General features: G+C 43.6%; 18 protein-coding genes. 15 read left to right on the forward strand and 3 right to left on the reverse strand.

The window, feature by feature from the left end; translation table 11 throughout:
• Positions 1–23: 23 nt before the first annotated feature.
• Complete coding sequence (locus D0T66_RS10615; RefSeq protein WP_163357261.1) at positions 24–2,117, reverse strand: HD family phosphohydrolase; 2,094 nt, start codon at positions 2,115–2,117, stop codon at positions 24–26.
• Between the two features lie 351 nt (positions 2,118–2,468).
• Here D0T66_RS10615 and D0T66_RS10620 point away from each other — a divergent pair, with 351 nt between their 5' ends.
• The 4 genes from D0T66_RS10620 to D0T66_RS10635 all read left to right on the forward strand — a co-directional run bounded on the left by D0T66_RS10620 (position 2,469) and on the right by D0T66_RS10635 (position 8,257).
• A complete protein-coding gene (locus D0T66_RS10620; protein ID WP_163357262.1) occupies positions 2,469–6,530 on the forward strand; it encodes a two-component regulator propeller domain-containing protein in 4,062 nt (1,353 codons plus the stop codon).
• Between the two features lie 279 nt (positions 6,531–6,809).
• On the forward strand, positions 6,810–7,247 hold the full coding sequence (locus D0T66_RS10625; protein WP_163357263.1) for a DUF2141 domain-containing protein: 438 nt from the start codon (positions 6,810–6,812) through the stop codon (positions 7,245–7,247).
• A 106-nt stretch (positions 7,248–7,353) separates the two neighbouring features.
• Positions 7,354–7,977 carry a hypothetical protein gene (locus D0T66_RS10630; RefSeq protein ID WP_163357264.1) on the forward strand — a complete coding sequence of 208 codons (624 nt, stop codon included), beginning with the start codon at positions 7,354–7,356 and terminating at the stop codon, positions 7,975–7,977.
• A complete protein-coding gene (locus tag D0T66_RS10635; RefSeq protein ID WP_163357265.1) occupies positions 7,970–8,257 on the forward strand; it encodes a transcriptional regulator in 288 nt (95 codons plus the stop codon). Before D0T66_RS10630 ends, D0T66_RS10635 begins: the two co-directional genes overlap by 8 nt.
• A 39-nt stretch (positions 8,258–8,296) precedes the next feature.
• Here D0T66_RS10635 and D0T66_RS10640 read toward each other — a convergent pair whose 3' ends face one another.
• Positions 8,297–8,806 (reverse strand): hypothetical protein, encoded by a 510-nt coding sequence (locus tag D0T66_RS10640; protein ID WP_163357266.1) that lies wholly within the window; start codon positions 8,804–8,806, stop codon positions 8,297–8,299.
• Between the two features lie 111 nt (positions 8,807–8,917).
• Between D0T66_RS10640 and pgeF the strand changes: the two genes are divergently transcribed.
• Positions 8,918–9,736 (forward strand): peptidoglycan editing factor PgeF, encoded by an 819-nt coding sequence (gene pgeF, locus D0T66_RS10645; protein ID WP_163357267.1) that lies wholly within the window; start codon positions 8,918–8,920, stop codon positions 9,734–9,736.
• Positions 9,737–10,093: 357 nt separating this feature from the next.
• Here pgeF and D0T66_RS10650 read toward each other — a convergent pair whose 3' ends face one another.
• The gene (locus tag D0T66_RS10650; protein WP_163357268.1) at positions 10,094–11,359 is read right to left on the reverse strand and encodes an FISUMP domain-containing protein; all 1,266 of its coding nucleotides are present in this window, start codon (positions 11,357–11,359) and stop codon (positions 10,094–10,096) included.
• Positions 11,360–11,562: 203 nt separating this feature from the next.
• Here D0T66_RS10650 and D0T66_RS10655 point away from each other — a divergent pair, with 203 nt between their 5' ends.
• From D0T66_RS10655 to D0T66_RS10700, 10 genes are all read left to right on the forward strand, one after another.
• Entirely contained in the window at positions 11,563–11,793 is a 231-nt protein-coding gene (locus D0T66_RS10655; RefSeq protein ID WP_163357269.1) for a hypothetical protein, read from the forward strand.
• A 625-nt stretch (positions 11,794–12,418) separates the two neighbouring features.
• Entirely contained in the window at positions 12,419–13,462 is a 1,044-nt protein-coding gene (locus tag D0T66_RS10660) for an agmatine deiminase family protein (protein ID WP_163357270.1), read from the forward strand.
• Positions 13,463–13,474: 12 nt separating this feature from the next.
• Entirely contained in the window at positions 13,475–13,987 is a 513-nt protein-coding gene (locus tag D0T66_RS10665) for a DUF2867 domain-containing protein (RefSeq protein ID WP_163357271.1), read from the forward strand.
• A 6-nt stretch (positions 13,988–13,993) separates the two neighbouring features.
• Positions 13,994–14,869, forward strand: coding sequence for a carbon-nitrogen hydrolase (locus D0T66_RS10670; protein WP_163357272.1), 876 nt, complete (start codon positions 13,994–13,996; stop codon positions 14,867–14,869).
• Between the two features lie 4 nt (positions 14,870–14,873).
• Positions 14,874–15,512, forward strand: a complete 639-nt coding sequence (locus D0T66_RS10675) for a hypothetical protein (protein ID WP_163357273.1) — start codon at positions 14,874–14,876, stop codon at positions 15,510–15,512.
• Positions 15,509–16,249: a hypothetical protein gene (locus D0T66_RS10680; RefSeq protein WP_221412211.1), complete on the forward strand. Its 741-nt coding sequence runs from the start codon at positions 15,509–15,511 to the stop codon at positions 16,247–16,249. Before D0T66_RS10675 ends, D0T66_RS10680 begins: the two co-directional genes overlap by 4 nt.
• Positions 16,246–17,151, forward strand: a complete 906-nt coding sequence (gene xerD / locus D0T66_RS10685; protein WP_163357275.1) for a site-specific tyrosine recombinase XerD — start codon at positions 16,246–16,248, stop codon at positions 17,149–17,151. The genes D0T66_RS10680 and xerD overlap by 4 nt, the downstream gene beginning before the upstream one ends.
• Before the next feature lie 93 nt (positions 17,152–17,244).
• Positions 17,245–17,796: a DUF3332 domain-containing protein gene (locus D0T66_RS10690; protein WP_163357276.1), complete on the forward strand. Its 552-nt coding sequence runs from the start codon at positions 17,245–17,247 to the stop codon at positions 17,794–17,796.
• 374 nt (positions 17,797–18,170) lie between these two features.
• Entirely contained in the window at positions 18,171–20,123 is a 1,953-nt protein-coding gene (locus D0T66_RS10695) for a glycoside hydrolase family 97 protein (RefSeq protein ID WP_185154836.1), read from the forward strand.
• A 328-nt stretch (positions 20,124–20,451) separates the two neighbouring features.
• On the forward strand, positions 20,452–23,595 hold the full coding sequence (locus D0T66_RS10700) for a TonB-dependent receptor (RefSeq protein ID WP_163357278.1): 3,144 nt from the start codon (positions 20,452–20,454) through the stop codon (positions 23,593–23,595).
• Positions 23,596–23,601: the final 6 nt, after the last annotated feature.

Consider the following 23,601-nt stretch of genomic DNA (forward strand, 5'->3'; position numbering starts at 1 on the left):
TTTAAATAGATTAATATGTTTTCTTATGTGGTTACATCCTCCGAATCCTCCTTCAATTCAGGCTCTTTCAGCTCGGGATAAGCGATTCGGGAATGATAGATGGTTTCGAGCTTATCGATGAATACCTGCTTGGCCAACTCTATCTCGTGGAAAGTGATAGGTGCATTCTTCAATAAGCCGTCCTGTACCTGCATGTCGATGAGCTTGTTCACCAAGGAAGTGATAGACTCTTCGGTGTATTCGGTCAGGCTGCGCGAAGCTGCTTCTACGGTATCAGCCATCATTAGCAAGGCCGTCTCCCGCGTAAACGGATTAGGTCCCGGATAGGTGAAGTCGGCTTCGTTTACTTCCTCGTCGGGATGCTCATTCTTGTACGAGTTGTAGAAGTATTTGGCCTTTCCCCGTCCGTGGTGGGTTTCGATGAAGTCTATAATCTGTTGCGGCAACTTGTGCTTTTTGGCTATAGCTACGCCATTGGTTACGTGGGCGATAATGATGCGGGCACTCTCTTTGTAAGACAATCCTGCATGCGGATTCATCCCCGGCGATTGGTTCTCGGTGAAGAATTCGGGGTTCTCCATCTTGCCGATGTCGTGATACAAGGCTCCTGTACGGACTAATGCCGAATTGGCTCCGATGCGTGTTGCGGCTGCCGATACGAGGTTGGCGACCTGCATGGAGTGCTGGAATGTTCCCGGAGCGAGCTCGGACAGGCGTTGGAGCAATGGCTTGTTGATATTGGACAACTCTATCATCGTCACTTCCGATATATATCCGAATATCTTCTCGCAAACGTAGATAAGCAGGTAGGAGAAGGTAATAAGGATGAAGTTGATACAGAAGTAGATATACAGCTTCGGGTTAATCTGTGTGATAGCGCCTTCGGTGCATAATATCCAAGCCGAATAGACAACCATGTAGGTGATGAGTATGGTAATACCCGTGAATACGAGTTGCGACCGTTCGGAGAGCTTGTTGAGGCTGAATATGGTAATCATACCGATAGCCAGCTGGATGATGATAAACTCGGCCATCATCAGGTGCGGAATCATCATTGCCGATATGAGGACAATGGTGATGTGCACCATAAAGGCTGTACGGGCATCGAGGAATGTGCGAACCAATATGACCGGTATCGCAAATGGTATGACGAAGAGCAGGTTGACAGACTTGTAATAGTCGACAACGACTGCCGTGAGTATGCAGAAGAGGCAGACTTGTATAAGGATGAAAACGACGCTCTTCTTGGAGTTGTATTCGCGCTTGCGGAAGAAGCGCATATAGGTCATCAGTGACAGTACGAGTATCGAAACGCACAATATCTGGCCAACTAAAATCCATCCCCATTGGGTTTTAGTACCTAAGCGGCCTCCGGCTTCTTTGACATAAGAGTTCAGGATGTCGAATGTGCGGCTGTCGACAATCTCGCCGCGGTCTATAATCTTCTCGCCCGACTGCACCATCCCGTCGTAGAGGGGGATTTGCTGGAGGAGTTCGTTCTTTGCTTTAGTGGTCGTATTCTCGTTGAAGTTGATATTCGCCGTCAGGTACTCGTTTATATTGATGGCTCTCAACTCGTTAGCGTCCAAAAAGCCGGGTATGTCCTTCAGTATCTTTTCGTAAGCGAGTTTGGGGGTGTAAAGCGAGGATATATGCCGTGTCACGGCTACATTACTATCGTCGTCGCGCAGGCGAATCTGCTTCTTTTCGTCCTTTATCAGCTGCTCGTAATCTTCGGACGATATGATGCCCGCCTTATAGACAACGCCCATCTGTTGCAACACATAGTCGATATAAATATCCGGTACGCTTTTGGCTAAGGCGTCCTGAGAGAAGTGGGTTTTGGCCTTCTTTTCTATCGACTGGTCTTCTTTGAAATAGGGTTGAAAGGTTTTCAGCAGGCTGTCCTTTTCGGCAGCTAATTTGGCATCCGATTTCATTATCTGGAAATCGAACGGGGCTGTTAGCAGCCCATAGCGCCAAGGCCTGTTCTTGTCGTAGCTATACTGCGTCTGGCTATCACGGGGCATGAAGTATGTGATGAGCAATATAGTCGCGATGAAATAAACCGGAGCTGGTATTTTTATGTTGTTTATCAAGTTCTTGATTCTTCCCATTCACGTATATGATTGACTAATTAACACAAAGCTACGAGATTTTTCGGGAATAATGTGCCTCGACACTGGCTTTTGTTCATAAAAAGCCTTAAATACATGCTGTTATACTATAAGTCGAAGGGTATATGGCAATATGTGGGATGTTTGAGTCTTGAGCGTTCTTTTATAGTATTGTAAATAAATGGGTTGGCCGTCTATGGCAATGGTGTGCTATGGCTTTATGTCATATATTCGGACTATTAAGTCCTGAATAGAGACGTTAAATCAGGCTAAATAGTTTTGTGTCATAAATAAAGACTTTATATTTGTTTTCACTGAACTAAGTGTCATATATACAACCGGAAATCTACTATGCGAACATCTAAATGTGTGTTATTGAGCGTCTTGCTCTTGCTGTGTGCGTCTCTCTCCGAAATACATGCTTATAACCTGCGGCAAATATCCAGCAAAGACGGCTTGTCGAACAGTGCTATCCTATCCCTGTATCAGGACAAGGACGGATATATGTGGTTCGGCTCGTGCGACGGATTGAATGTGTTCGATGGGCTGAATATCAAGGTCTATAAGCCGACAAACAACAAGAACTACCTTTCGGGCAACCTCATAGAGCGAATTATAGAAACAAAGGAAGGTATCTTCTGGGTGCATACCAATCATGGGTTGAACAGGTTAGATAAACGGTATAATCATGTAGAATACTTCAACCAATACAGCGGAACTTACTTCCTGTGCAAGACGAAGGAGAACGACATCTTCATCATCCGGGAGGATGGCGCATTGCACTATTACAGAGACGATGACGGCCTGGACTTCCTGAAGATTGACCTGCCGGGAGTGGTCTTTGACAATGTGCTGAATATCGTGGCCGACAGCAATGACTATCTGTGGGTTTTCAGCAACGATGGCACCAGCAGTTGCTATAAGATAGTAAGGGACAAGTCAGGGGCGATAAGCCTGACCTTCGATCACAAATTCGGACATCCAAAAAACCTCCGTTACTGTTCGGTGGACGGGGAGATGGTTTACTTTGTAGATGAGGACTATACCTTATATGAGTATGACCTCAACAGCAACAAGAAGTACTATATAGATGACCTGAGCAAAGTCATTAAGGAGAAAGGCGATATATCCTCCATAGTAAAGTTCAACAACGACTACTTCATCGGCTTCCAGACAAACGGGCTTGTATGCCTGAGGAATACGCCCGAGAAGAAGGAGAGCTACGAACTGGAAGAGATCAATGTCCGTTCCGGGATCTTCACCCTTTACAAAGACCGTTTCCAGGAGATACTTTGGATAGGTACCGATGGCGACGGGGTGTATATGTACTCCGAAGATGCCTATTCTATCCAATCGGTACAGTATCGCGACTTTACCTACAAGGTAAATAAGCCTGTACGTGCTATCTACGTCGACAAGGAGAACTCCATGTGGCTCGGCACTAAGGGCGACGGGATTATCCGCATCCGCAATTATGAGTTCCGCCAACCCATACAGGAAAGCAGGATAGACTATTATACCACGACCAACAGCCAGCTGACTGATAACTCGGTATATGCTTTCACTCCCGGCCGCCTGAATATCATGTGGATAGGAAATGAAGAAGGACTAAACTACTACTCCTATGCCGAAGGCCGGATTAAGAAGCTCGATGTACTCATCGACGGAGAACCGCTTAGGTATGTGCACTCTATCTACGAAGAGAATACTAACCTGCTTTGGATGGCGACAGTGGGAATGGGCATAATAAGTGCCGAGATAGCAGGGACACCGGGTAATCCTGTACTGAAGAACATCAAGCGGTATACCTATGACAACGGCTACTTCTCGTCCAACTTCTTCTTCACTATCTATTCCGATCCCGATGGGAATATCTGGTTCGGGAACAGAGGATACGGCGCTTTCCGTTACGATCACAGGATTGACGATGTCAAGCAGCTACGCTTCGGGAATGACCCTGCCAACCAAACGCTGAACGATATATTCTGCCTCACCAAAGATCCTGTGGGAAACCTGTGGGCAGGGACGAGTTTCGGGCTTATCAAGTATGCCCCGAATCAGACCGAAACAATCTATAACGAGCAAAACGGATTCCCGAACAGTACCATACACGGGATGCTCGAAGGCTCGGACAGGACGCTTTGGCTAAGCACCAATCAGGGGATCATCAAGTTCAATATGTCTACCGGAACCTTCCAGAATTACGGGCATCGCAATGGGCTGAATATAACGGAGTTCAGCGACGGTGCTTTCTATAAGGACGAGAGGACAGGCGCCCTGTACTTCGGAGGGATCAACGGTTTTGTCAATATTGTGGAAGAGAAGTATAAGCAGACAACTTATATACCTCCTGTGCACTTCAACAACCTGAGCATCTTTGGTAGCGATGCCAATATTCACAACTTCCTGAGCCAGGAGAAAGACGAATCCGTACTGAAACTCAACTACAACCAGAACTTCTTCTCCCTCACCTTTACGGCTATCGACTATATCAATGGTAATAACTATACCTATTACTATAAGCTGGAAGAATTGAGCGACAAATGGATTGACATCGGTTCGGACAATACGGCTTCCTTTACCAACCTGTTCCCCGGAACATATACCTTGCAAATCAAATATCGTAACCGGATAACGGGCGAAGACAGCCCTGCCTACTCCCTCATTGTCAAAATCAGCCCGCCATGGTATATGTCTACTATCGCTTATATTATTTATGCCTTGATAATCTTAGGGATAGCCTTTGGCTGTTTGCGCTTTATCATGGCACGCAACAATAAGAAGAAAGAGGCGATGTTGAACATTATCTATCAACAACATCAGGAGGAAGTTTACGAATCCAAGCTGCGCTTCTTTACTAACATTGCGCACGAGTTCTGTACTCCGCTGACGCTGATTTACGGGCCATGCAACCGCATATTGGAGCATAAGGGATCGGATTCCTTTGTGTTGAAGTATACCAACCTTATCCAACGGAATGCCGAGCGCCTGAATGCCTTGATACAGGAGCTGATAGAGTTCCGCCGCATCGAAACAGGAAACAGAAATCCGCTTATCGAAGAGCTGTCGATTACCGAGCTGGCCTACAACGAGATAGAACGCTTCAACGAGCTGGCTGAATCGCGGGATATATTCTTCGAGAAGAACATACAACCCCATATAATATGGAACTCGGACAAGGGTTTCCTGATGACTATCATTACGAATCTCCTTTCCAATGCCTTCAAATACACCTCCGACCACGGCAATGTCAAGATAAGATCCTTTATCGAGGATGATGCGCTGTGTATCATCGTTTCCAACACGGGAAAAGGTATCAAGCAAGAGAACCTCGGACGGGTATTCGACCGTTACAGCATCCTCGATAACTTCGAGAACCAAGATGAAAAGAACGTTTCGCGCAATGGGCTGGGACTGGCTATCCTGTATAGCATGGTCAAACTTCTGGACGGAACGATAGACGTAAAGAGTGAACTCGGCGGCTGGACTGACTTCATCCTGCGCCTGCCTTTCGTACAGGTCGACAATGTAGAGCCGGAAAACAATAAACCGCTTTCGACACTCGATGCCCGCAACAATAAGACCGAAGCTATCGTGGAACTGCCTAAGTATGAGTTTGATAAATTCAAACAGACTATCGTAGTTCTCGACGACGACATAGAGATGCTTTGGTTTATCAGCGAGATATTTGCCGGCAAATACAATGTCATTGCACTCAACAAGCCTTTAGACTTAGAAAGTGTCTTAGACGAGATACAGCCGAACATCATTATCTGCGACGTACAGATGAATGGCAAGGACGGCATTTTGCTCGTGAAGGAAATCAAATCCAATCCTAAGCAGGCACATATACCGTTCATTCTGGTATCGGCCAATCACAACGTGGATGAACAGATACGGGGATTAGCCGCCGGAGCGGAGATGTATATCACCAAGCCGTTCAATATCGACTACCTTCAGGTTTCGGTCGAAAGGCTTATCAGCCGCAAGGAAATGCTGAAGGACTATTTCAGTTCGCCGCTTAGCGCCTACGAGTTGACCGATGCCAAGCTAACCCACAAAGAGCACAAGAAGTTTGTCAAAGATATCTACGATGTTATTTATAAAAACCTCATTAATAAAGATTTATCTGCGAAATTCATTGCCGATGAGATGAATATGAGTACAAGACATCTCTATCGTAAGCTGAATGATATAAACGAACAAAGTCCTGCGGATATCATCAAAGAGTGCCGCCTGCACGTTGCAAAAGACTTGTTGATGAACTCGAAACTGACTATCGACGAGATAATTTACAAATCGGGCTTCTCTGTTCGCAGTACCTTCTTCAAGGTATTTGCCGAAAAATATGGTTGTACACCGAAAGAATTTCGCGAAAAAAACATACAACATATAGATACGAAGCAAGACTGATATAAAAAATAACAAGTTGTAACATAAACGTTATCAAGTAATTATATAATAAGAGAGAATTTTTTTATAAAAAGTTTGCAAAATAATTTGGTTTATAAAATAAACTTGTTTATGTTTGCATTGTGAAGATATTTTAATGTATTGAAAACAGAGAATAAAAAACCAACCGGAATAAAATTATTTTTTTAAACTATTGGTTTATAAAATAAACTACTTTACATTTGTATTGTAGTTACAACAAGAATCTTTTTTTATGTATAACTCAAAAAAATAAACAAAATGAAAAAATTATTAGTTGTAACAGTTCTATTAGCAGCGATGTCAATGATCACAGTTAGCGCTCAAAACAAACTAACGGTAGAAGTCACAGGAATTAAAAACCCTACGGGTAAACTCTATGTAGCCTTATTCGATACCGGAACGACTTTTCTTACTGATAAAGCAGTTGCCGGAAAGATTGAAAAAATTAACGATACCGCCATGCAATTGGAATTCGATGTTGCGGACGGTGAATACGCTATCGCTATATTTCAGGACGAAAACGATAATGCTAAACTCGATTTAGGACAATGGGGAATACCTACCGAGAAATATGGTTTCAGCAACAACGTCGATCCTGCAGCACTTAGACGTCCGCCGGTATTCGAAGAATGCAAATTCACGGCGAATGGCAATACCACAGTTGTTGTTACCCTGACGAATGCTATTGTAGAATAAGTTTGATAATAAAACCAATCCGAAAGAAGGAGAGAAGCAATCCATAAGCAAGTTAAAATGACTACTTTTGTTATCTCTCCTCGCTCGAGGACTAACATACGAAAATATGGAAAAGAACTTTAATGAACAAGACAGCCTACGCCTTATAGACGAGATGATAGCGCAGACACGCAATAATATCCGCATAGGTTCGGCTAATTCGATGATATTCTGTGGATATTACACGGCGGCGGTAGCCCTTTTGAACGTTTTGCTATTTCATCTCTTACCCAATCCTTATCTCTCTTTTTGGGTTTGGGCGCTCACCATCCCTATGGCTATCATTGCCCGCATTATTGCATCTAAACAGGATAAACGCTCAATCGTCCGCACGCATATCGATCGCATCGTTGCAAAAATATGGCAAGGTTATACCTTCTCGGTATTCATTCTATTAGGCTGTATCTATCTTGCCGTATTCATATTCGAAGTTAAGACCTTTACCCTTATTATTATGCCTTCGATACTTGCTCTGACCGGGTTAGCTGAATATGCAACCGGTATAGCGACAAACTTCAAACCTTTCGTCCGTGGTGCCTTCATTTTCTGGTTAGGAGCGTTACTGTCGGTGTTGCTGTTCTTTGTAGCAAAACAATTAGACTTCCAGTTTATTATTCTGGCTATTTGTATGGTAACAGGATTCATCATCCCGGGACATATACTTAACCGTAAAGCGAAAGAGCATGTTTAAAGAACTCGATCCCTTGTTGCACTCACAGCTTCGGCTGGCTATTGTATCCATCCTGATCTCGGTGGAAGAAGCAGACTTTGTCTACCTGAAAGAGAAAACAGGTGCAACAGCCGGAAACCTGAGTGTGCAGATCGATAAACTCAACGAGGCGGGCTATATAGGAGTGAACAAGTTTATCGACGGGAAAAAGCCCCGGACGGTCTGTAAGATAACAAAAGCAGGCATCGACGCTTTCGATGCTTATGTAAAAGCCCTGAAAAGCTATATCAAGCCAAAATAGGAGGAAGGAGCCGGTTGAATACGGTTCCTTTCGGCTCGATTAATAGAAGAACGAATCCCTGACAGCGTCGCGCTCCCTTTTGAGGCGCTCTTTCTCAGCCTTGTAAGTATTCGACAACTCTTTCAGCTGTTCTTTCCGGGCTTTCTTATCCAAGGACTTATCGTTCTCGATCGCTTTTTTGCCCGAAGCATATTGCCTATCCCACTCCTTGATGCGGCCGTCGTACTCCTGCTTCAACGATTCCCGTATATTCACTTCGGGAGGAATATTGTTGAACTTCGCATCCCAGATCTTCCGCTGCTCGGGCGTCAGAATACTCATAATACTCTTCTTCTGCTCCAGCAATAACAGCTTTCTCTGCCGGTTGACCTCATATCCCGATAAGGATATATTGCGTCCTATCTCCTCGAACTTTGGATAGGCCTCCTTATTTATCTGTTGTATCTTATTGCTCTGTTCGATACTAAGCTTCAGATCGTTGGATGCCTCCTGAGCGTAAATCGCCAGCGACGATAAGCAGGCTAAGAAAATAAAGAATGTCGTCCTCATAATAGCTGTTTGTAGAAACTTAACGCTGCGAATATACTATATTCGTCATACAGAATCCTTGCCTTTTAACAAGAATTAGGGTATATTTATCATCCGAATAAATCATTGCCCATGCAACAGGAACAGATAAATAACCTCGAGATTCTACAATTTGAACTGCTAAAAGTCAAATCCTTATGCCACTTCTCTACTACCCGAAGGGGAGGTGTGAGCGAAGGCAACTATGAGAGCCTGAATATGGGCAACCTTTCGGATGACTTTCCCGAAAACGTATACGAGAACCGTAAACGATTGACCAAAGCCATCGGGGCAGAGGCGAACAACCTCTTTGTCCCGCATCAGACACATAGCAGTAATATCTGCCTCATCGACCAGATGTTTCTGTCCCTCCCTCCGGAGGAGCAACAGGCAAGGTTGCGAGACGTCGATGCCCTCATCACCAATCAGCCGGATATAGCTATCGGCGTCACCACGGCCGATTGCGTCCCTGTACTCCTTTTCGATCCTGTGCGGAATGTCCTTGCAGCCATTCATGCCGGTTGGAAGGGGACTGCTGCCCATATTGCCGCCCAAACTGTGCACGTGATGCAGCAAGCTTTCGCTTCCGCCCCGAAGGATATAGTAGCAGGCATAGGCCCTTCCATCTCGCCCGAAAAGTTCGAGGTAGGCGACGAGGTAGGCAATGCTTTTAGCGAAGCAGGCTATGATCTTGCTCATATCTTGTTTCGCAACGAGGAGACAGGGAAGCTGCACATCGACCTTTGGGAAGCCAACCGCTTGCAATTGATAGAGGCAGGCGTAATTGCAGCCAACATCGAGGTCGCCGGACTTTGTACTTATTCCGATGCCGATCGCTTCTTTTCAGCACGCCGACAGAGCATTCACTCGGGGCGTATGCTGACAGGAGGGATGATTCTATCCGCTGAATAGCTGTCAAGTTCTGTCAAAAACCTTACATTGTTGATAATCAATTGAAATTTAGTTAAAACTTGACACTCTTGACAGATTTGACGCGATACAGTGTTTTTTTTCACCCCCTCCAACCTCCCCCACAAGGGGAGGCTTATAAGTATAGATAAAGATAGGCTGATATCTTTCCAGCAATAAACCAAAAAGTCCCTCTCCAAATGGAGAGGGATATAGGGAGAGGTGATTCCCCCTCTTGTGGAGGGGGCAAGGGGGAGGTAGTTTCCCCCACAAGGGGAGGCTACCTATATAGATAAAGTTTCTTGTAACTCGTAACTTATAACTGCCCGAAGGGCGAAGTAACTGCAACGCTACGCGTTGCTATTCGTCTTTCTTGCAGCGGACGGACATTAGGTAGTATCTACTGCTTGATGACCGATTTATATTACTATCAGTATTATAGCCGACTCGATAGTAAGCATTACTACTGCCATTAGAACTCGCTGACCATAAAAAAAAAGAAGTCCCGTATCCACTGGCTGTAGTAGCACTATAATGATATCCTAACGATAATACATCGAATCCACCATTAACTGAAGTTTTGCTATCGCCACTAGTAGCCTGATTATTTACCTTGGTTGTGCTTTTTGTTACCTTACCCTGTATGCCTCCACGCCACCCCGTTGTCGTCTCCCAACTATTAGTCCAAGTGGCGTCAGCAGTACCCAATGTATAGCGACTGGCATGCATGGTCAGTTCCTTTTCCAACTTGTTCCATTCTCTATCACTTGGCAGATGCCAACCTTTGGGGCAGATACCTTTTATCCAACCTTTCGATTCCACTGTCTCTACTTCATTTGTTCCGGGTGTGGCAGGATTAGCCGATAGATATCCTACCTGCCCTTGGTCAGCAGTTGATTTATTCTCTTTGTATGTTGCCGCCGGCCAGTTGTAAAAAAGTCCATAATTGGCTGTTGTATTGACGAGCGGGTCGTTATGCGCAATTCTGTTCGGGCCAATATATTGAGGATCCGTATCACTGTTTGCCGTGTGCAATGTCAGCAATGACCCATCCGGCAAGTAACGTGTTGCTAAGTTCTCGGTCATCCACGTACCCGCGTCACCGAAATCAGCATAGTGATAAGTTGTTGTTTCATCTTTGTAACTTAGCGTTATCTCGTCTACACCGTTGTCTGTTACCCTGCGTACATCACCCGCTGTTGTTAATTCCATCAACAAAGAGTTGTTCCATTGAGTACCCGTCCAGACATATATACCCGATTCCATATCGATATTCTCTACTTTATCGTAGCCACCGATGTTAAAGACCAGTAGCCCGATATGTGCTTCATCTTCGACGGCTTTGTTGGCATCTATGTATCCTCCGCTGCCATCGCTGGTAAACATCGGGAATAGGTTACTTATGCTGGTCAGTTCTACGCGTGGCAGCAGAAACCCTTTGGTGGAGGTGACAAAATCATCCTGCTGCTTTAGGTCTAAGAGCGCTCCCTTATTAGGTCGCTCTCCGCTTCCGATAGTTACCTGTGCATTCAATACGCACATGTTGCCTGCAAATGTCAAGGCTATGATTAGCATAGCCGTCTTGAAATGGTTGAGTTTTTTGCTCTTTGTTTTAGTCTTTCTCATCGTTCTCATTTTTTTTGATTTCGTTTTGATGCCCCATAGGGCAAGGTGAATAAATGGTGTTTGTTTGAGCCCCACCAAACCTCCCCGTTGGGGGGAGGCTTAAGGGAAAAGGATATATATCTTTACTCCCCCTCTGCAGGAGGGGGTTAGGGGGAGGTAGCATTAAAGAACAGGCCTTCCCCGCACGACCAAAGGAAAGGAAGTTGAACGGACAAAAGGGCGTCGGTACGGGGCAGCCTGTGAGATATATTAGAAGTGTGTTTGAAGGTTCGCATTGTATCATTCCGCATGAAAATGTCATCCCGAGTGGATACGAGGGAGCTCGCTGCGATTTGAGTGTAGGGGGCAATAAACATTGCCCCGTATATATGGATTCGCGGGCGCACACGCAGGTGCGCCCCTACATGGGTTCTATTGTTGATAGAAGAGAATGATATACTTCCCCCTTCGGGGGATTGAGGGGGCTCGCTGTTAACTGAAAAATGGCCCCACATTCCCCCTTCTGCAGAGGGGGACGGGGGGGAGCATCCACGGTCATCACGACCCGGGATGCCCCTGGTATTAACACAAGCAATTATTAAGTTGACAAGTAGACGAGTTACGAGTGACAAGTGGGGACAAAGCCACATAGCAGTCCGCAAGTTATTTCTTGTAACTTGTAACTGTGCGAAGCACGAAGTAACTGCCCGTAGGGCGCAGTAACTTTTTTTATCAAAAATTTGGTAGTCTAAGAAATATTTATTATATTTCGTGTGTGTGTGTGTGTGTGTGTAAGCGCAAAGTACGATATTACCATATTGATATGGTACATGTTAAATGAAAATATCGGCTTAAAATTATACACTATTTGAACGCTTATATTAAATTTGTAACTCCACAAAGATATAGGAAATATTCCTAAGCAATTACATTTTTCTGAATTTTAACATGAAATAATTACGATAAAATGTTAATATTAATTTATCAACTTTTTGCATAAATAAAAAAGTCCGATTAAATTAGCCATTTAGCAAGAGTCTTTTTATCTTAGCCAATCATTATCTAATTCAAGTATACCGAATGAGTACAAAAAACAATATATTGCTCCCCTCCGAGTGGTATCCGCAAGGCGCCATACAGCTGACATGGCCGCACCAGTTCGGCGATTGGGGCTATATGATCGAACGGGTGACAGCTTGTTTCGTCAATCTCGCTGCCGAAATTATCAAGCGGCAACGGCTGATCATTGTTTGCCACGATGTGGAATTGGTGAAGTACGAATTGCGCAATAGCGCGCAGTATTTCGACAACCTTGTACTCCTCGAAGCTCCGACGAATGACACGTGGGCGCGCGACCATAGCGGAATATCCGTTTTGAAGGATGGCGAACCCTGCCTGTACGATTTCACCTTTAACGGTTGGGGATTGAAATTTGCTGCCGATCACGACAATCAGATAACACGTGCGTTGTTCTCGAAAGGGATATTCGACGGAAAGGTGCACTATATCAATCGAAAGAATTTCGTATTGGAAGGCGGTGCAATCGAATCGGACGGAAAAGGAACATTGCTGACAACCACCGAATGTTTGTTGTCGCCTAACCGAAATTCTTATATGAGCAAAGAAGAAATAGAATCCTATCTGAAAGAAATCTTCGGACTGAAGCGTGTTCTCTGGCTCGATTACGGATTCCTTGCGGGAGACGATACCGACAGCCATATAGATACATTGGCGCGTTTCTGCGACGAGCATACGATTGCCTATGTCAAGTGCGAAGACCAAAACGACGTCCATTATGAGGCATTGGCAAAGATGGAGGAGCAACTGAAAAGCTTTGTCGACTACGAAGGAAATCCATATAAGCTCATCCCGCTGCCGATGGCAAAACCTGTGTATGAAGATGACGAACGACTGCCTGCTACTTATGCTAATTTCCTGATTATGAACGAGACTGTTTTAGTCCCGTTCTATCATGTGAAGGAACTGGATGAGGAAGCAAAGACGCAGTTGCAGAAGGCTTTTCCTACGCGCGAGATTGTAGGAGTCGATTGCTCGGCACTCATTTGCCAGCATGGTTCGCTGCATTGTGTGACGATGCAATATCCGATGGAAATGATTTCGTAAACATATATCAGGATGAAAATTGTCAGTAGTAAAATCCCTCAACAGTCACTTACACAGGAGTATCTTCCATGTAATTTCCGGGATGTTTATAAATGTACAATTCAATCCGCATCGGCAATAACTCCCGATGATTTGCAGGTCGCATTCTGGACTCATCATCCTAAATGGCTTGCCCGGCTTTTTAGTATAAGAAATGCAATCGTAAAATGGTTTGGGCTGAAAACAGACAAAGGGGAGTTTCAGAAAATAGAACAATGCCTCAGGGAAGGCGGGACATATAATATGATGTCTGTTGCAGCGAAATCGGAAAAAGAGACAGCTATCATATTAAAAGATAAACATTTGGATGCATACATGTCTGTTTATATCGAAGATAGCCAATCAAACAGCAAAGATATTTATGTGATTACCATTGTCCACTTCCATAATCTGCTCGGCTATATCTATTTTTACGCAATTGCCCCGTTTCATAAAATAGTGGTAAAAGGTATGATGAAGCATACATTAAAAAAATATTCTAAATAAAAAGATATGAAAGTCGCACTTATACAGCAGGCAAACACTGCCGATGTAACCAATAATAAACAACGGCTGAAGGAAAAAGTCCGCGAAGCAGCCAAACAGGGAGCGCAACTCGTTATTTTTCAGGAACTGCATAACTCGCTTTATTTCTGCCAGACGGAAGAAACCGATTTGTTCGATTTAGCCGAACCGATACCCGGCCCTACGACTGACGAGTTTGGTGCTTTGGCGAAGGAGCTGGGCGTTGTGATTGTCCTTTCCCTGTTCGAAAAGCGGGCGACAGGGCTGTATCATAATACGGCTGTGGTATTGGAAAAAGACGGAACGATGGCAGGTAAATACCGCAAAATGCACATCCCTGACGATCCGGCCTATTACGAGAAGTTTTACTTTACGCCCGGAGATATTGGCTTCAAGCCGATTGAAACGTCTTTAGGTAAATTAGGCGTATTGGTATGCTGGGATCAATGGTATCCCGAAGCAGCCCGATTGATGGCGCTGGCAGGAGCCGAGATGTTGATTTATCCTACGGCTATCGGTTGGGAATCGACCGATACGGACGAAGAAAAGCAGCGCCAATTGGGGGCATGGGTAACCGTTCAGCGGGGACATGCCGTCGCTAACGGACTGCATGTGGTAGCTGTCAACCGTGTGGGCTATGAGCCTGATCCATCGGGGCAGACAAATGGCATCACTTTCTGGGGAAACAGCTTTGTTGCAGGGCCACAAGGAGAATTTATCTATCAGGCATCGAATGAAAAAGAAGAAGTGAAAGTCTTGGAATTGGATATGAAACGCTCCGAAAATGTACGTCGTTGGTGGCCTTTCCTGCGCGACAGGCGTATTGATGAGTTCGGCGATCTGACGAAGCGGTTTATAGATTGATATCATGAAAAAAATACGGGCAATTATACTTCTACCACTTGTTTTGCTTTGCTTTTTCTCTTGCAAGGAAGAGGTACAATTGCCTGCCGATAGCGTATCGGTCGGATTTTATGATTTTATCCCTCAAAGCTATGGTGAGCCGAGAGATACTATTTTTTACGGATTGAAAATTTATGGCGCGATAGAAGTAAATAAGGATTTTAATGTGAAGATTGTCCGGCGGACATACCCGGATGGTTATTTGCTTGTAGATACTCTATTGTCCGATGAACAGAAAAAGGAATGGGAAGAAATGATTTCTTATTATTTAGAAAAAGCACAGGGCGAAGTCCCTCTTGAGAAGTTGCCGCCAAGACAAGAGGCTGATTGTGTGTGCGATGGCCCTTTCATCTACCTGTTAATCGAAAAAGAAGGAATGCAACCGGCCTTTGTTTTATATCGTGGACTTTCGGATGTGCCCGATAGATTAGCGTGCTTTTTTCATGATAAGAATGACAATGGGATATCTTTGAGTGAAACCGATTCGGTGATGACAGAGATTAAAAAAGACGTCTTTGTTACATTGCTAAAATATGATAATGCCCTTATGGAGCCTAATCCGATAATGCGTGAATTAGTTTCTCCTCTGATTATAAAAGAATGAAAATGAGCAAAAATCTGCTATACCTGTTTTGTCTTATCCTTTGCACAGCCTGCTATGCAAGGGAGCAAAAGCCTGTGGAAACGGAAGAAGAAAAAGAAATAGTGTTGGAAGAAAGTTTCATCGATACCAGAAGCTACAAACAGCTGAAAACAGATATCCGCACCAAAAGGCTGGAGTACCAAAAGGCCTATAATAAGGGAAATAAAGCCGCCAAAGACAGTATCGTTGCTGATGCTCAACAATTCTTGGCGAACGAAGCCCATCTGTTTTTCAGGGAATGGTATGGTACACCGTGGACATTCGAAGGGCATACCCAGACACCGCGCGAAGGCTCTATCGCCTGTGGCTACTTTGTTACTACCACCTTGCGTGATATGGGATTCGATATTCCGCGTATCTATTGGGCGCAGCAAGATGCCTTGTATGTTGTGAAGAAACTATCTTCCGATGTCAACCGCTTCTATCAGGTTCCGATGGATGATATTGTGAAGCATATAGACGAAAAAGGCGAGGGGCTGTATATTGTCGGGCTTGACAATCATGTGGGGTATATCTATTTCCGGAACGGGGAGAAAAACTTTGTCCATTCCAATTATTACCGGCGCAATATCGGGGTGATGTCCGAACCGTTGGTGGGAGAAAACCCGTTGAATAACTCGCAATTGCGTGTGATAGGCAAGATACTCGACAAGGAAATGACAAAAAACTGGATTCAGAATAAGAAATACGAAAAATGACAGCAGAAGGAAAAGACAATATTGCCTATAAATACAGGAACTACCTCGTATTGGAGCGCTCTTTGTCGCCCAATTCGGTAGATGCCTATACGAAAGATATGGCAAAACTGTTGTCTTTTATGCAAGACGAAAACCTGACCTATCGCGATGTCACACTCGACTACTTGCAGCAATTTGTTGCCCAGTTATATGATTTAGGCATTAATGCCCGCTCCGTAGCCCGCATTATATCGGGGATTAAATCGTTTTTCAATTTTCTGCTGCTCGATGGTTATATCGAAGCAGATCCGTCCGAATTGCTGGAAACACCCAAAATCGGGTTAAAATTGCCTACATTCCTGACAATAGATGAAATCGGAGCAATCCAAAAAGCTATTGACGTTTCCACCAAAGAAGGACAACGCAACCGTACGATTATCGAAGTGCTTTATAGCTGTGGACTGCGCATTTCGGAGCTGACTAATATGAAATTCTCCGACCTCTTTCTGGATGAGGGATTTATAAAGGTCGAAGGGAAAGGAAGCAAACAACGTCTTGTCCCTATTTCGGAGACAGCCATTGCCGAGTTAGAGAATTATATGCATTATCGTAAACAACAACAACCGAAAAAGGGAAGCGAAAACATTATTTTTCTGAGTAACCGCGGAACGGCTATCTCCCGCATCATGGTTTTTCATTTTATTAAGGAATATGCGGCGAAGGCTAATGTTAAAAAAAACATCAGTCCGCACACTTTCCGGCACTCGTTTGCTACCCATCTTTTAGAGCGCGGAGCTAATATTAGAGCCATTCAGCTGATGTTGGGGCACGAGAAAATAACCACGACAGAAATCTATACACATATGGATAAAGAATTTTTAAGACAGGAAATTATTGAACATCATCCCCGCAATAAGCGTTAATGATTAATAATAAATCTTTTATATATCCCGTTAACCTAAAAAGCGATGATCGTGAATAAGGTATAGGAGTAGTAACTTAAAATAGTGATTCAAATGAAAAAGCGTTTTTTATCAGTAGCTACAGTATTAGCATTATCAGGCTGTATCATGTTTTCGTCATGTATCGGGTCTTTTAATCTGACCAATAAGGTCTTGAGTTGGAACCAGACAATCGACAGTAAATTTGTCAACGAACTTGTCTTTATTGCCTTGTGGATAGTACCGGTGTATGAGGTATGTTTCCTGGCAGACATATTAGTCGTTAACTCCATCGAATTCTGGACGGGAGACAATCCTGTTCAACTCGGCGAAGTGAAGCAGGTAGAAGGTAAGAACGGAATCATGTACACCATCGAGACACAAGAAAACGGTTATCACATTCAGAATGAAGAAGGTACGGAAATGAATCTTGTCTACGACAAAGAGACAAAAACGTGGAGCGTTGCCACTGCAAACGAAGAACATAAGCTGTTCAAATTCGAAGATGAAAATAATGTTATTGTTTACCTGCAAAACGGTAAAGAACAACATGTTGAACTTTCATCTCAGGGAGTAATGGCATTCAAACAGACTGTTTTGTCATCAACTTATCTTGCCCAAAGATAAGTATCCCGTTTCTGATAAGATATAGTGAAAGATATTCCCCTGCCGGGGAGTATCTTTTTCTTTTTCGTGCGTCAATAGTACGTATTAAAAGTTTTTGTTGTTGTCCGATTCTCCTGAGGTAAGCGAGATAATTTTGTTTTACCTCTTGAACGTAAATAGGGTTAAATGCGGGGTGTGCAAGTTTTGATTTGTGACGTAATAGTCTATTTTTATGACATCCTCTTTTTTTTATAAAAAATAACACATTGTATTCGAATGAATCCACATACATTTGGTATTAGCATTGTTTTACAAAAAATAAGGGCAATAAAGTTAAAAAGATTAACCTTTTGCCAGTAAACAACGAGAACCTTAGGAATATTATGAAAAATAAAATGAGAATCTTATTTCTTCTCTCATTGGCTCTTATTGTGTCGGGCATACTGAAGGCACAAGAGTCGAAGTTGACTTCACCCGACGGAAAACTGACACTTTCCGTTCGAATCGATGATAAAATCTATTATGATATAGCCTGTAATGGCGAATTGCTGTTGAAAGATTGCTTTTTGCAGATGACCGTAGACGGCAATCAGTTGGGCGAGAAACCCCGCTTGGCAAGCAAGAAAGTCAAATCGGAATCATCCACGATAAATCCTGTCGTCCCGTTCAAATTTTCTACGGTCGATAACACTTATAATCAGCTTCTCCTGACTTTCAAAGGAGGTTATTCGGTAGAATTCAGAGCCTATGACGAAGGGATAGCATACCGCTTCGTTACCAACCTGAAAGGTGATAAACAAGGAAAAGTACAAGTTCAGGGCGAAACTTTTGCCATTAACTTCCCTTCAGTTTATTTAGCACATCTGCAACAGGCGGGTAGCTTCAAGACAAACTACGAAGAATCCTATTCTCATCTGAATACGAACGAATGGAGCCCGTCGGACAAGATGTCTAATCTGCCTGTGCTCCTCGATACGAAGAAAGACTATAAGATATTAATTTCCGAGTTCGATGTATTCGATTATCCGTGCCTTTTCCTTAAAGGAACGGGAACAAACGGAATGACTTCGGTTTCGCCAAAAGTGCCGCTCGAATTCGGGGAAGATGGCGATCGTAGCCTGAAAATACTGAAAGAAGCTGATTATATAGCCAAAACAGCGGCCAAAAGAAGCTATCCGTGGCGCTATTTCATGATAGCGAAGAACGACGGAGAGCTTGTCGAAAATACAATGCCTGTGAAACTGGCGCCTAAAAGCGAATTGAAAGACGTTTCGTGGATTAAACCGGGACAAGTCAGCTGGGAATGGTGGAACGATGCTTCGCCATACGGGCCGGATGTGAATTTTGTTTCGGGCTACAACTTAGATACGTATAAGTATTATATAGATTTTGCCTCACAATTCGGTATCCCATATATTATTATGGACGAAGGCTGGGCGATGACCGTCTTCGATCCGTACACTCCTAATCCTAAAGTGGATGTACACGAACTGATCCGTTACGGAAAAGAAAAAAATGTCGGTATCATCCTTTGGCTGACATGGTTGTGTGTAGAAAACCACATGGATGTATTCAAAACCTTTGCCGAATGGGGCGTGAAAGGGGTTAAAATAGACTTTATGGATCGTAGCGATCAATGGATGGTCGACTATTACGAACGTGTAGCAAAAGAAGCTGCCAAATACAACATCCTTGTTGATTTCCATGGCTCGTTCAAGCCGGCCGGATTAGAATACCGTTATCCGAATGTCCTTTCGTATGAAGGGGTAAGAGGATTGGAGCAGATGAGCGGTTGCCAGCCAAACAATACGATTTACCTTCCGTTTATGCGGAATGCAGTAGGGCCGATGGATTTCACTCCCGGTGCGATGATCAACATGCAACCGAATGTTTATTGCGGTAATCGTCCGAACTCGGCAAGCGTAGGGACGAGAGCCTATCAGATGGCGTTGTTCGTTCTCTTCGAAAGCGGTTTGCAAATGCTCTGCGACAACCCTACTCTCTACTATAACAACCGCGAATGTACCGAATTCATCACCAAAGTACCTGTGACGTGGGACGAAACAAAAGCTCTCGCCGCCGAAGCTGGGGAAGTGATTGTAGTAGCAAAGCGGAAAGGCGATAAATGGTATATCGGAGGCATAACGAATGGGAAAGAGCGGGAGCTGATAATCAGGCTCGATTTTCTGAATGGAGGGAAAACATATACGATGACACATTTCGAAGATGGAATAAATGCAGGCCGTCAAGCAATGGATTATCGCAGAAAGACATCGCAAGTGAAGAAGGCAGATGCCATCAACATAAAAATGGTTAGAAACGGCGGATGGGCAGCCGTTATCGAATAATAAAGCAACTAATTATACAAGAATTCAACCTGAAATAACTAAGAACTTTAACTTATGAGAAAAATGAACAAACTAACTCTTAAATCTATGCATGTCGCCGACGGTTGAAATAGTTGGATGAACCATGCAAAAACTATGTGAATGAACCGAAAAACTTAAACTCTCTCAAACGTCTTATTTAGTCTTAAATAAGAAATATGGAAAACAAGTGAAAATATTTAATCTTCTAACCAAAGTCTATGTAGGAAAAGTACAACCAAGGAACCAAAAGTAAATCAGATCTTAGATTAAGAAATCACATTTTAATATTAACAAAAATAGTTATGGTATGACTAACAAAAAATATAAGCTAATAATGTTAGCCGGTTTATTGATGTCCTTTGCATTCGTGGGCGCGCCCACAGCGGGATATGCACAGACCGGTGTAACGCAACAAGCCGGCTCCGAAATAACCGTAAAAGGTTTTGTGAAAGACGGTGAGGGCGAGCCATTGATTGGTGTCAGTGTAAAAGTAAAAGGAACCGACAAAGTGGTTATCTCTGATATCGATGGAGATTTTACTGTTAACTGTAAACCTACCGATGTTTTACAATTTTCGTATATCGGGTACACTCAGCAAGAAGTGTCTGTAAATGGCAGGACTTCGTTGAATGTTACAATGAAAGAAGATGCCAAGGTTTTGGATGACGTTGTCGTGATCGGTTATGGTACCACTACACGCAAGAGCGCGGTAGGTGCTGTAGACCAAATCAAGGCAAAAATGATGGAAGACCGTCCCGTAGCGAATGTGCAACAAGCATTGCAGGGAGCATCTCCGAGTTTGGTTATCCAGCAACGTAGTATGGACCCGAATAATAATACGATGAACGTCAACATTCGCGGTATCTCTACGATGAATAACAACTCCCCGCTTATCGTAATCGATGGGCTCGTTTCGGACGACAATAGTTTGAACAAATTGAATCCGTCTGATATCGAAAACATCTCGGTATTGAAGGATGCCAGTACAGCGGCTATCTATGGTTCGCGTGCATCCAATGGGGTAGTAGTGGTTACTACCAAAACCGGTAAAAAGAACCAACGTCCTATCGTACGCTTGAGTGGACAAGTAGGATACCAGGATCCTGAAGTACTCTTCCGCCCGGTAGCCGGATGGCAGAATGCTACATTGTGGAACTTGGCACTGACTAATTCGGGTGCTACTCCTAAATATAGTCCCGCTCAAATTCAGGATCTCTACGATCGCAGAAGCGAAGAAAAATGGGGACCGGACGAAATCTTCCAGACTGCATTGCAACAGCAATATAACGTGAGTGTTTCGGGTGGTAGTGAGCATACAACCTATATGTTCTCGGCAGGATACTACGATCAGGAAAGCAACTTTGTAGGTCCTAATTATGGTATTCAGCGCTATAGCCTTCGTTCGAACATTACTGCAGAGTATGGCCGCTTCAAAGTGACATCGATTTTGGGATACACCCGCAACGATAACAAAAAGAGCGTAGATGGTAATGCTATCATCAACTCTACACGTATTCCGGCATACTACAATACCAGAATGAAAGACCAGTATGGCAGATATGTAGTAAATGACTTACTGACAGACCAGAACCCATTGGCAGGATTACACAATGCAGGTCGTGAATTGAATAACAACGATTATGTGAATGTAAACCTGAATATGGAAGCGAAAATAATCGACGGATTGAAACTGAGAGGTATTTTCGGTGCCGAAATCTTTGCTGATCATCGTTCTATCAGAAGAAATACAGTAGGCCTTTACAGACAAGGGGCTGCTGAGAATGCAGATCCGTTTGTATATATGAACCCTAAAAACTCAGTAGAAGATTTTAATGCGGATGCTCGCCAGTTGAATTATCAGTTATTGCTGGATTACAACAAAACATTTGGGGATCATACCATTACCGCTTTGGCCGGTATAACAAACGAATCGTATAGCAGAAAAACAAATGAGGTTAAAATAGCCAATGTCGATCCCGATTTGGGAACTCCTACCACAGGAAACGAAGAGTATAAAGGCACCAATAGTTCGCTGCAAGGAGCAAATAAATGGTCGATCATTTCTTACCTCGGACGTTTGCACTATTCATACAAAGACAGATACTATGCCGAAGGTAGCTTCCGTTACGATGGAGCTTCTAAATTTGCGAAAGATAACAGATGGGGCTTCTTCCCATCGGCATCATTGGCATGGAGACTTTCGGAAGAAGAATTCTTTAACTTCTACAAAGAGGCAGTTGGAGGAGACCTCAAATTGCGTGTAACTTACGGGGTATTAGGTAATCAGCGGATAGGTGATTATCAATTTATGACAGCATACGAAACATATTCGGATCAATACGGATTTAATAACAATTCGGTTGGTGCGGCAGGCTTCCAGTTGGGGAATGAAAATATCAAATGGGAAAAAACCAACGACTTCAACATCGGACTCGATGCTTCTTTCTTCAACGGTGCATTGTCAGTCTCAGCCAACTACTTCAACAAGGTGACGAAAGACATCCTTTTGAAACCTAAAGTACCAACAGTATTCGGTGGAGAACTCAACGACTATAATGTAGGTGAAATGCGAAACCAAGGTTGGGACTTAACAATCAACTATTTCTTGAAAACAGGAGAATTCAACCATAACTTTATGGCAAATATCGGGGACTCTTGGAATAAAGTCCTGAAGTTCGAAGGTTTTGAGCAAATAGATAACAATGACCAGTTGTATACCATTATCCGCGAAGGCATGCCTTTCAAATCATATTATGGATATAAAACAGCAGGCTTCTTCAAGAGCAGGGAAGATATAAATAACTCAGCCCTTCCGGCAGGAGTTGATCCATCTTCTCTCCAACCGGGTGATGTTAAGTACGTAGACCGCAACAATGACGGTGTTATCGACGTAAAAGACCGTGCATACTTAGGAAACGGATTCCCTCGTTATTCATTCGGACTTTCTTACGATGTTTCATATAAAGGATTCGACTTCAGCATGTTCTGGCAAGGAGTATTGAAACGTCAGCAATTTGTCCGCGGAGAGTTGGTAGAGCCTATCCACGGTGGTTATTCATATGTAATCTACAAACATCAGCTGGATTACTGGACACCTACCAATACCGGCGCAAGATGGCCGAGACTGACAAAGAGTGGTTCGTCTCATAACAACAACTGGGAATTTAAAGGTTCTGACTTGTACGTTCTCGATGGAAAATATATGCGTCTCAAAAATATCCAATTAGGATATACTATACCAAAACATTTAACACAGAAAATTGGACTTGGAAAAGTACGTGCTTATATCAACGGACAAAACCTACTGACATTCAGCAATAACTCCTTTATTGATCCCGAATCATCCGAGTTCGACTCAAACATGGGAGGACGTAATGGCGTTGGTGCAAACAGTGCACGTAACTATCCGTCATTGAAATATTACGGTTTTGGTTTCGATATCGAATTCTAAAGAAGA

The sequence above is a fragment of the Dysgonomonas sp. 25 genome, assembly GCF_010501075.1.
Lineage (GTDB): Bacteria > Bacteroidota > Bacteroidia > Bacteroidales > Dysgonomonadaceae > Dysgonomonas.

Coding starts and splice junctions, on each gene's coding strand:
- D0T66_RS10615 (WP_163357261.1), bottom strand. CDS start 2,117: ATGGGAAGAATCAAGAACTTGATAAACAACATAAAAATACCAGCTCCG.
- D0T66_RS10620 (WP_163357262.1), top strand. CDS start 2,469: ATGCGAACATCTAAATGTGTGTTATTGAGCGTCTTGCTCTTGCTGTGT.
- D0T66_RS10625 (WP_163357263.1), top strand. CDS start 6,810: ATGAAAAAATTATTAGTTGTAACAGTTCTATTAGCAGCGATGTCAATG.
- D0T66_RS10630 (WP_163357264.1), top strand. CDS start 7,354: ATGGAAAAGAACTTTAATGAACAAGACAGCCTACGCCTTATAGACGAG.
- D0T66_RS10635 (WP_163357265.1), top strand. CDS start 7,970: ATGTTTAAAGAACTCGATCCCTTGTTGCACTCACAGCTTCGGCTGGCT.
- D0T66_RS10640 (WP_163357266.1), bottom strand. CDS start 8,806: ATGAGGACGACATTCTTTATTTTCTTAGCCTGCTTATCGTCGCTGGCG.
- pgeF (WP_163357267.1), top strand. CDS start 8,918: ATGCAACAGGAACAGATAAATAACCTCGAGATTCTACAATTTGAACTG.
- D0T66_RS10650 (WP_163357268.1), bottom strand. CDS start 11,359: ATGAGAAAGACTAAAACAAAGAGCAAAAAACTCAACCATTTCAAGACG.
- D0T66_RS10660 (WP_163357270.1), top strand. CDS start 12,419: ATGAGTACAAAAAACAATATATTGCTCCCCTCCGAGTGGTATCCGCAA.
- D0T66_RS10665 (WP_163357271.1), top strand. CDS start 13,475: ATGAAAATTGTCAGTAGTAAAATCCCTCAACAGTCACTTACACAGGAG.
- D0T66_RS10670 (WP_163357272.1), top strand. CDS start 13,994: ATGAAAGTCGCACTTATACAGCAGGCAAACACTGCCGATGTAACCAAT.
- D0T66_RS10675 (WP_163357273.1), top strand. CDS start 14,874: ATGAAAAAAATACGGGCAATTATACTTCTACCACTTGTTTTGCTTTGC.
- D0T66_RS10680 (WP_221412211.1), top strand. CDS start 15,509: ATGAAAATGAGCAAAAATCTGCTATACCTGTTTTGTCTTATCCTTTGC.
- xerD (WP_163357275.1), top strand. CDS start 16,246: ATGACAGCAGAAGGAAAAGACAATATTGCCTATAAATACAGGAACTAC.
- D0T66_RS10690 (WP_163357276.1), top strand. CDS start 17,245: ATGAAAAAGCGTTTTTTATCAGTAGCTACAGTATTAGCATTATCAGGC.
- D0T66_RS10695 (WP_185154836.1), top strand. CDS start 18,171: ATGAGAATCTTATTTCTTCTCTCATTGGCTCTTATTGTGTCGGGCATA.
- D0T66_RS10700 (WP_163357278.1), top strand. CDS start 20,452: ATGACTAACAAAAAATATAAGCTAATAATGTTAGCCGGTTTATTGATG.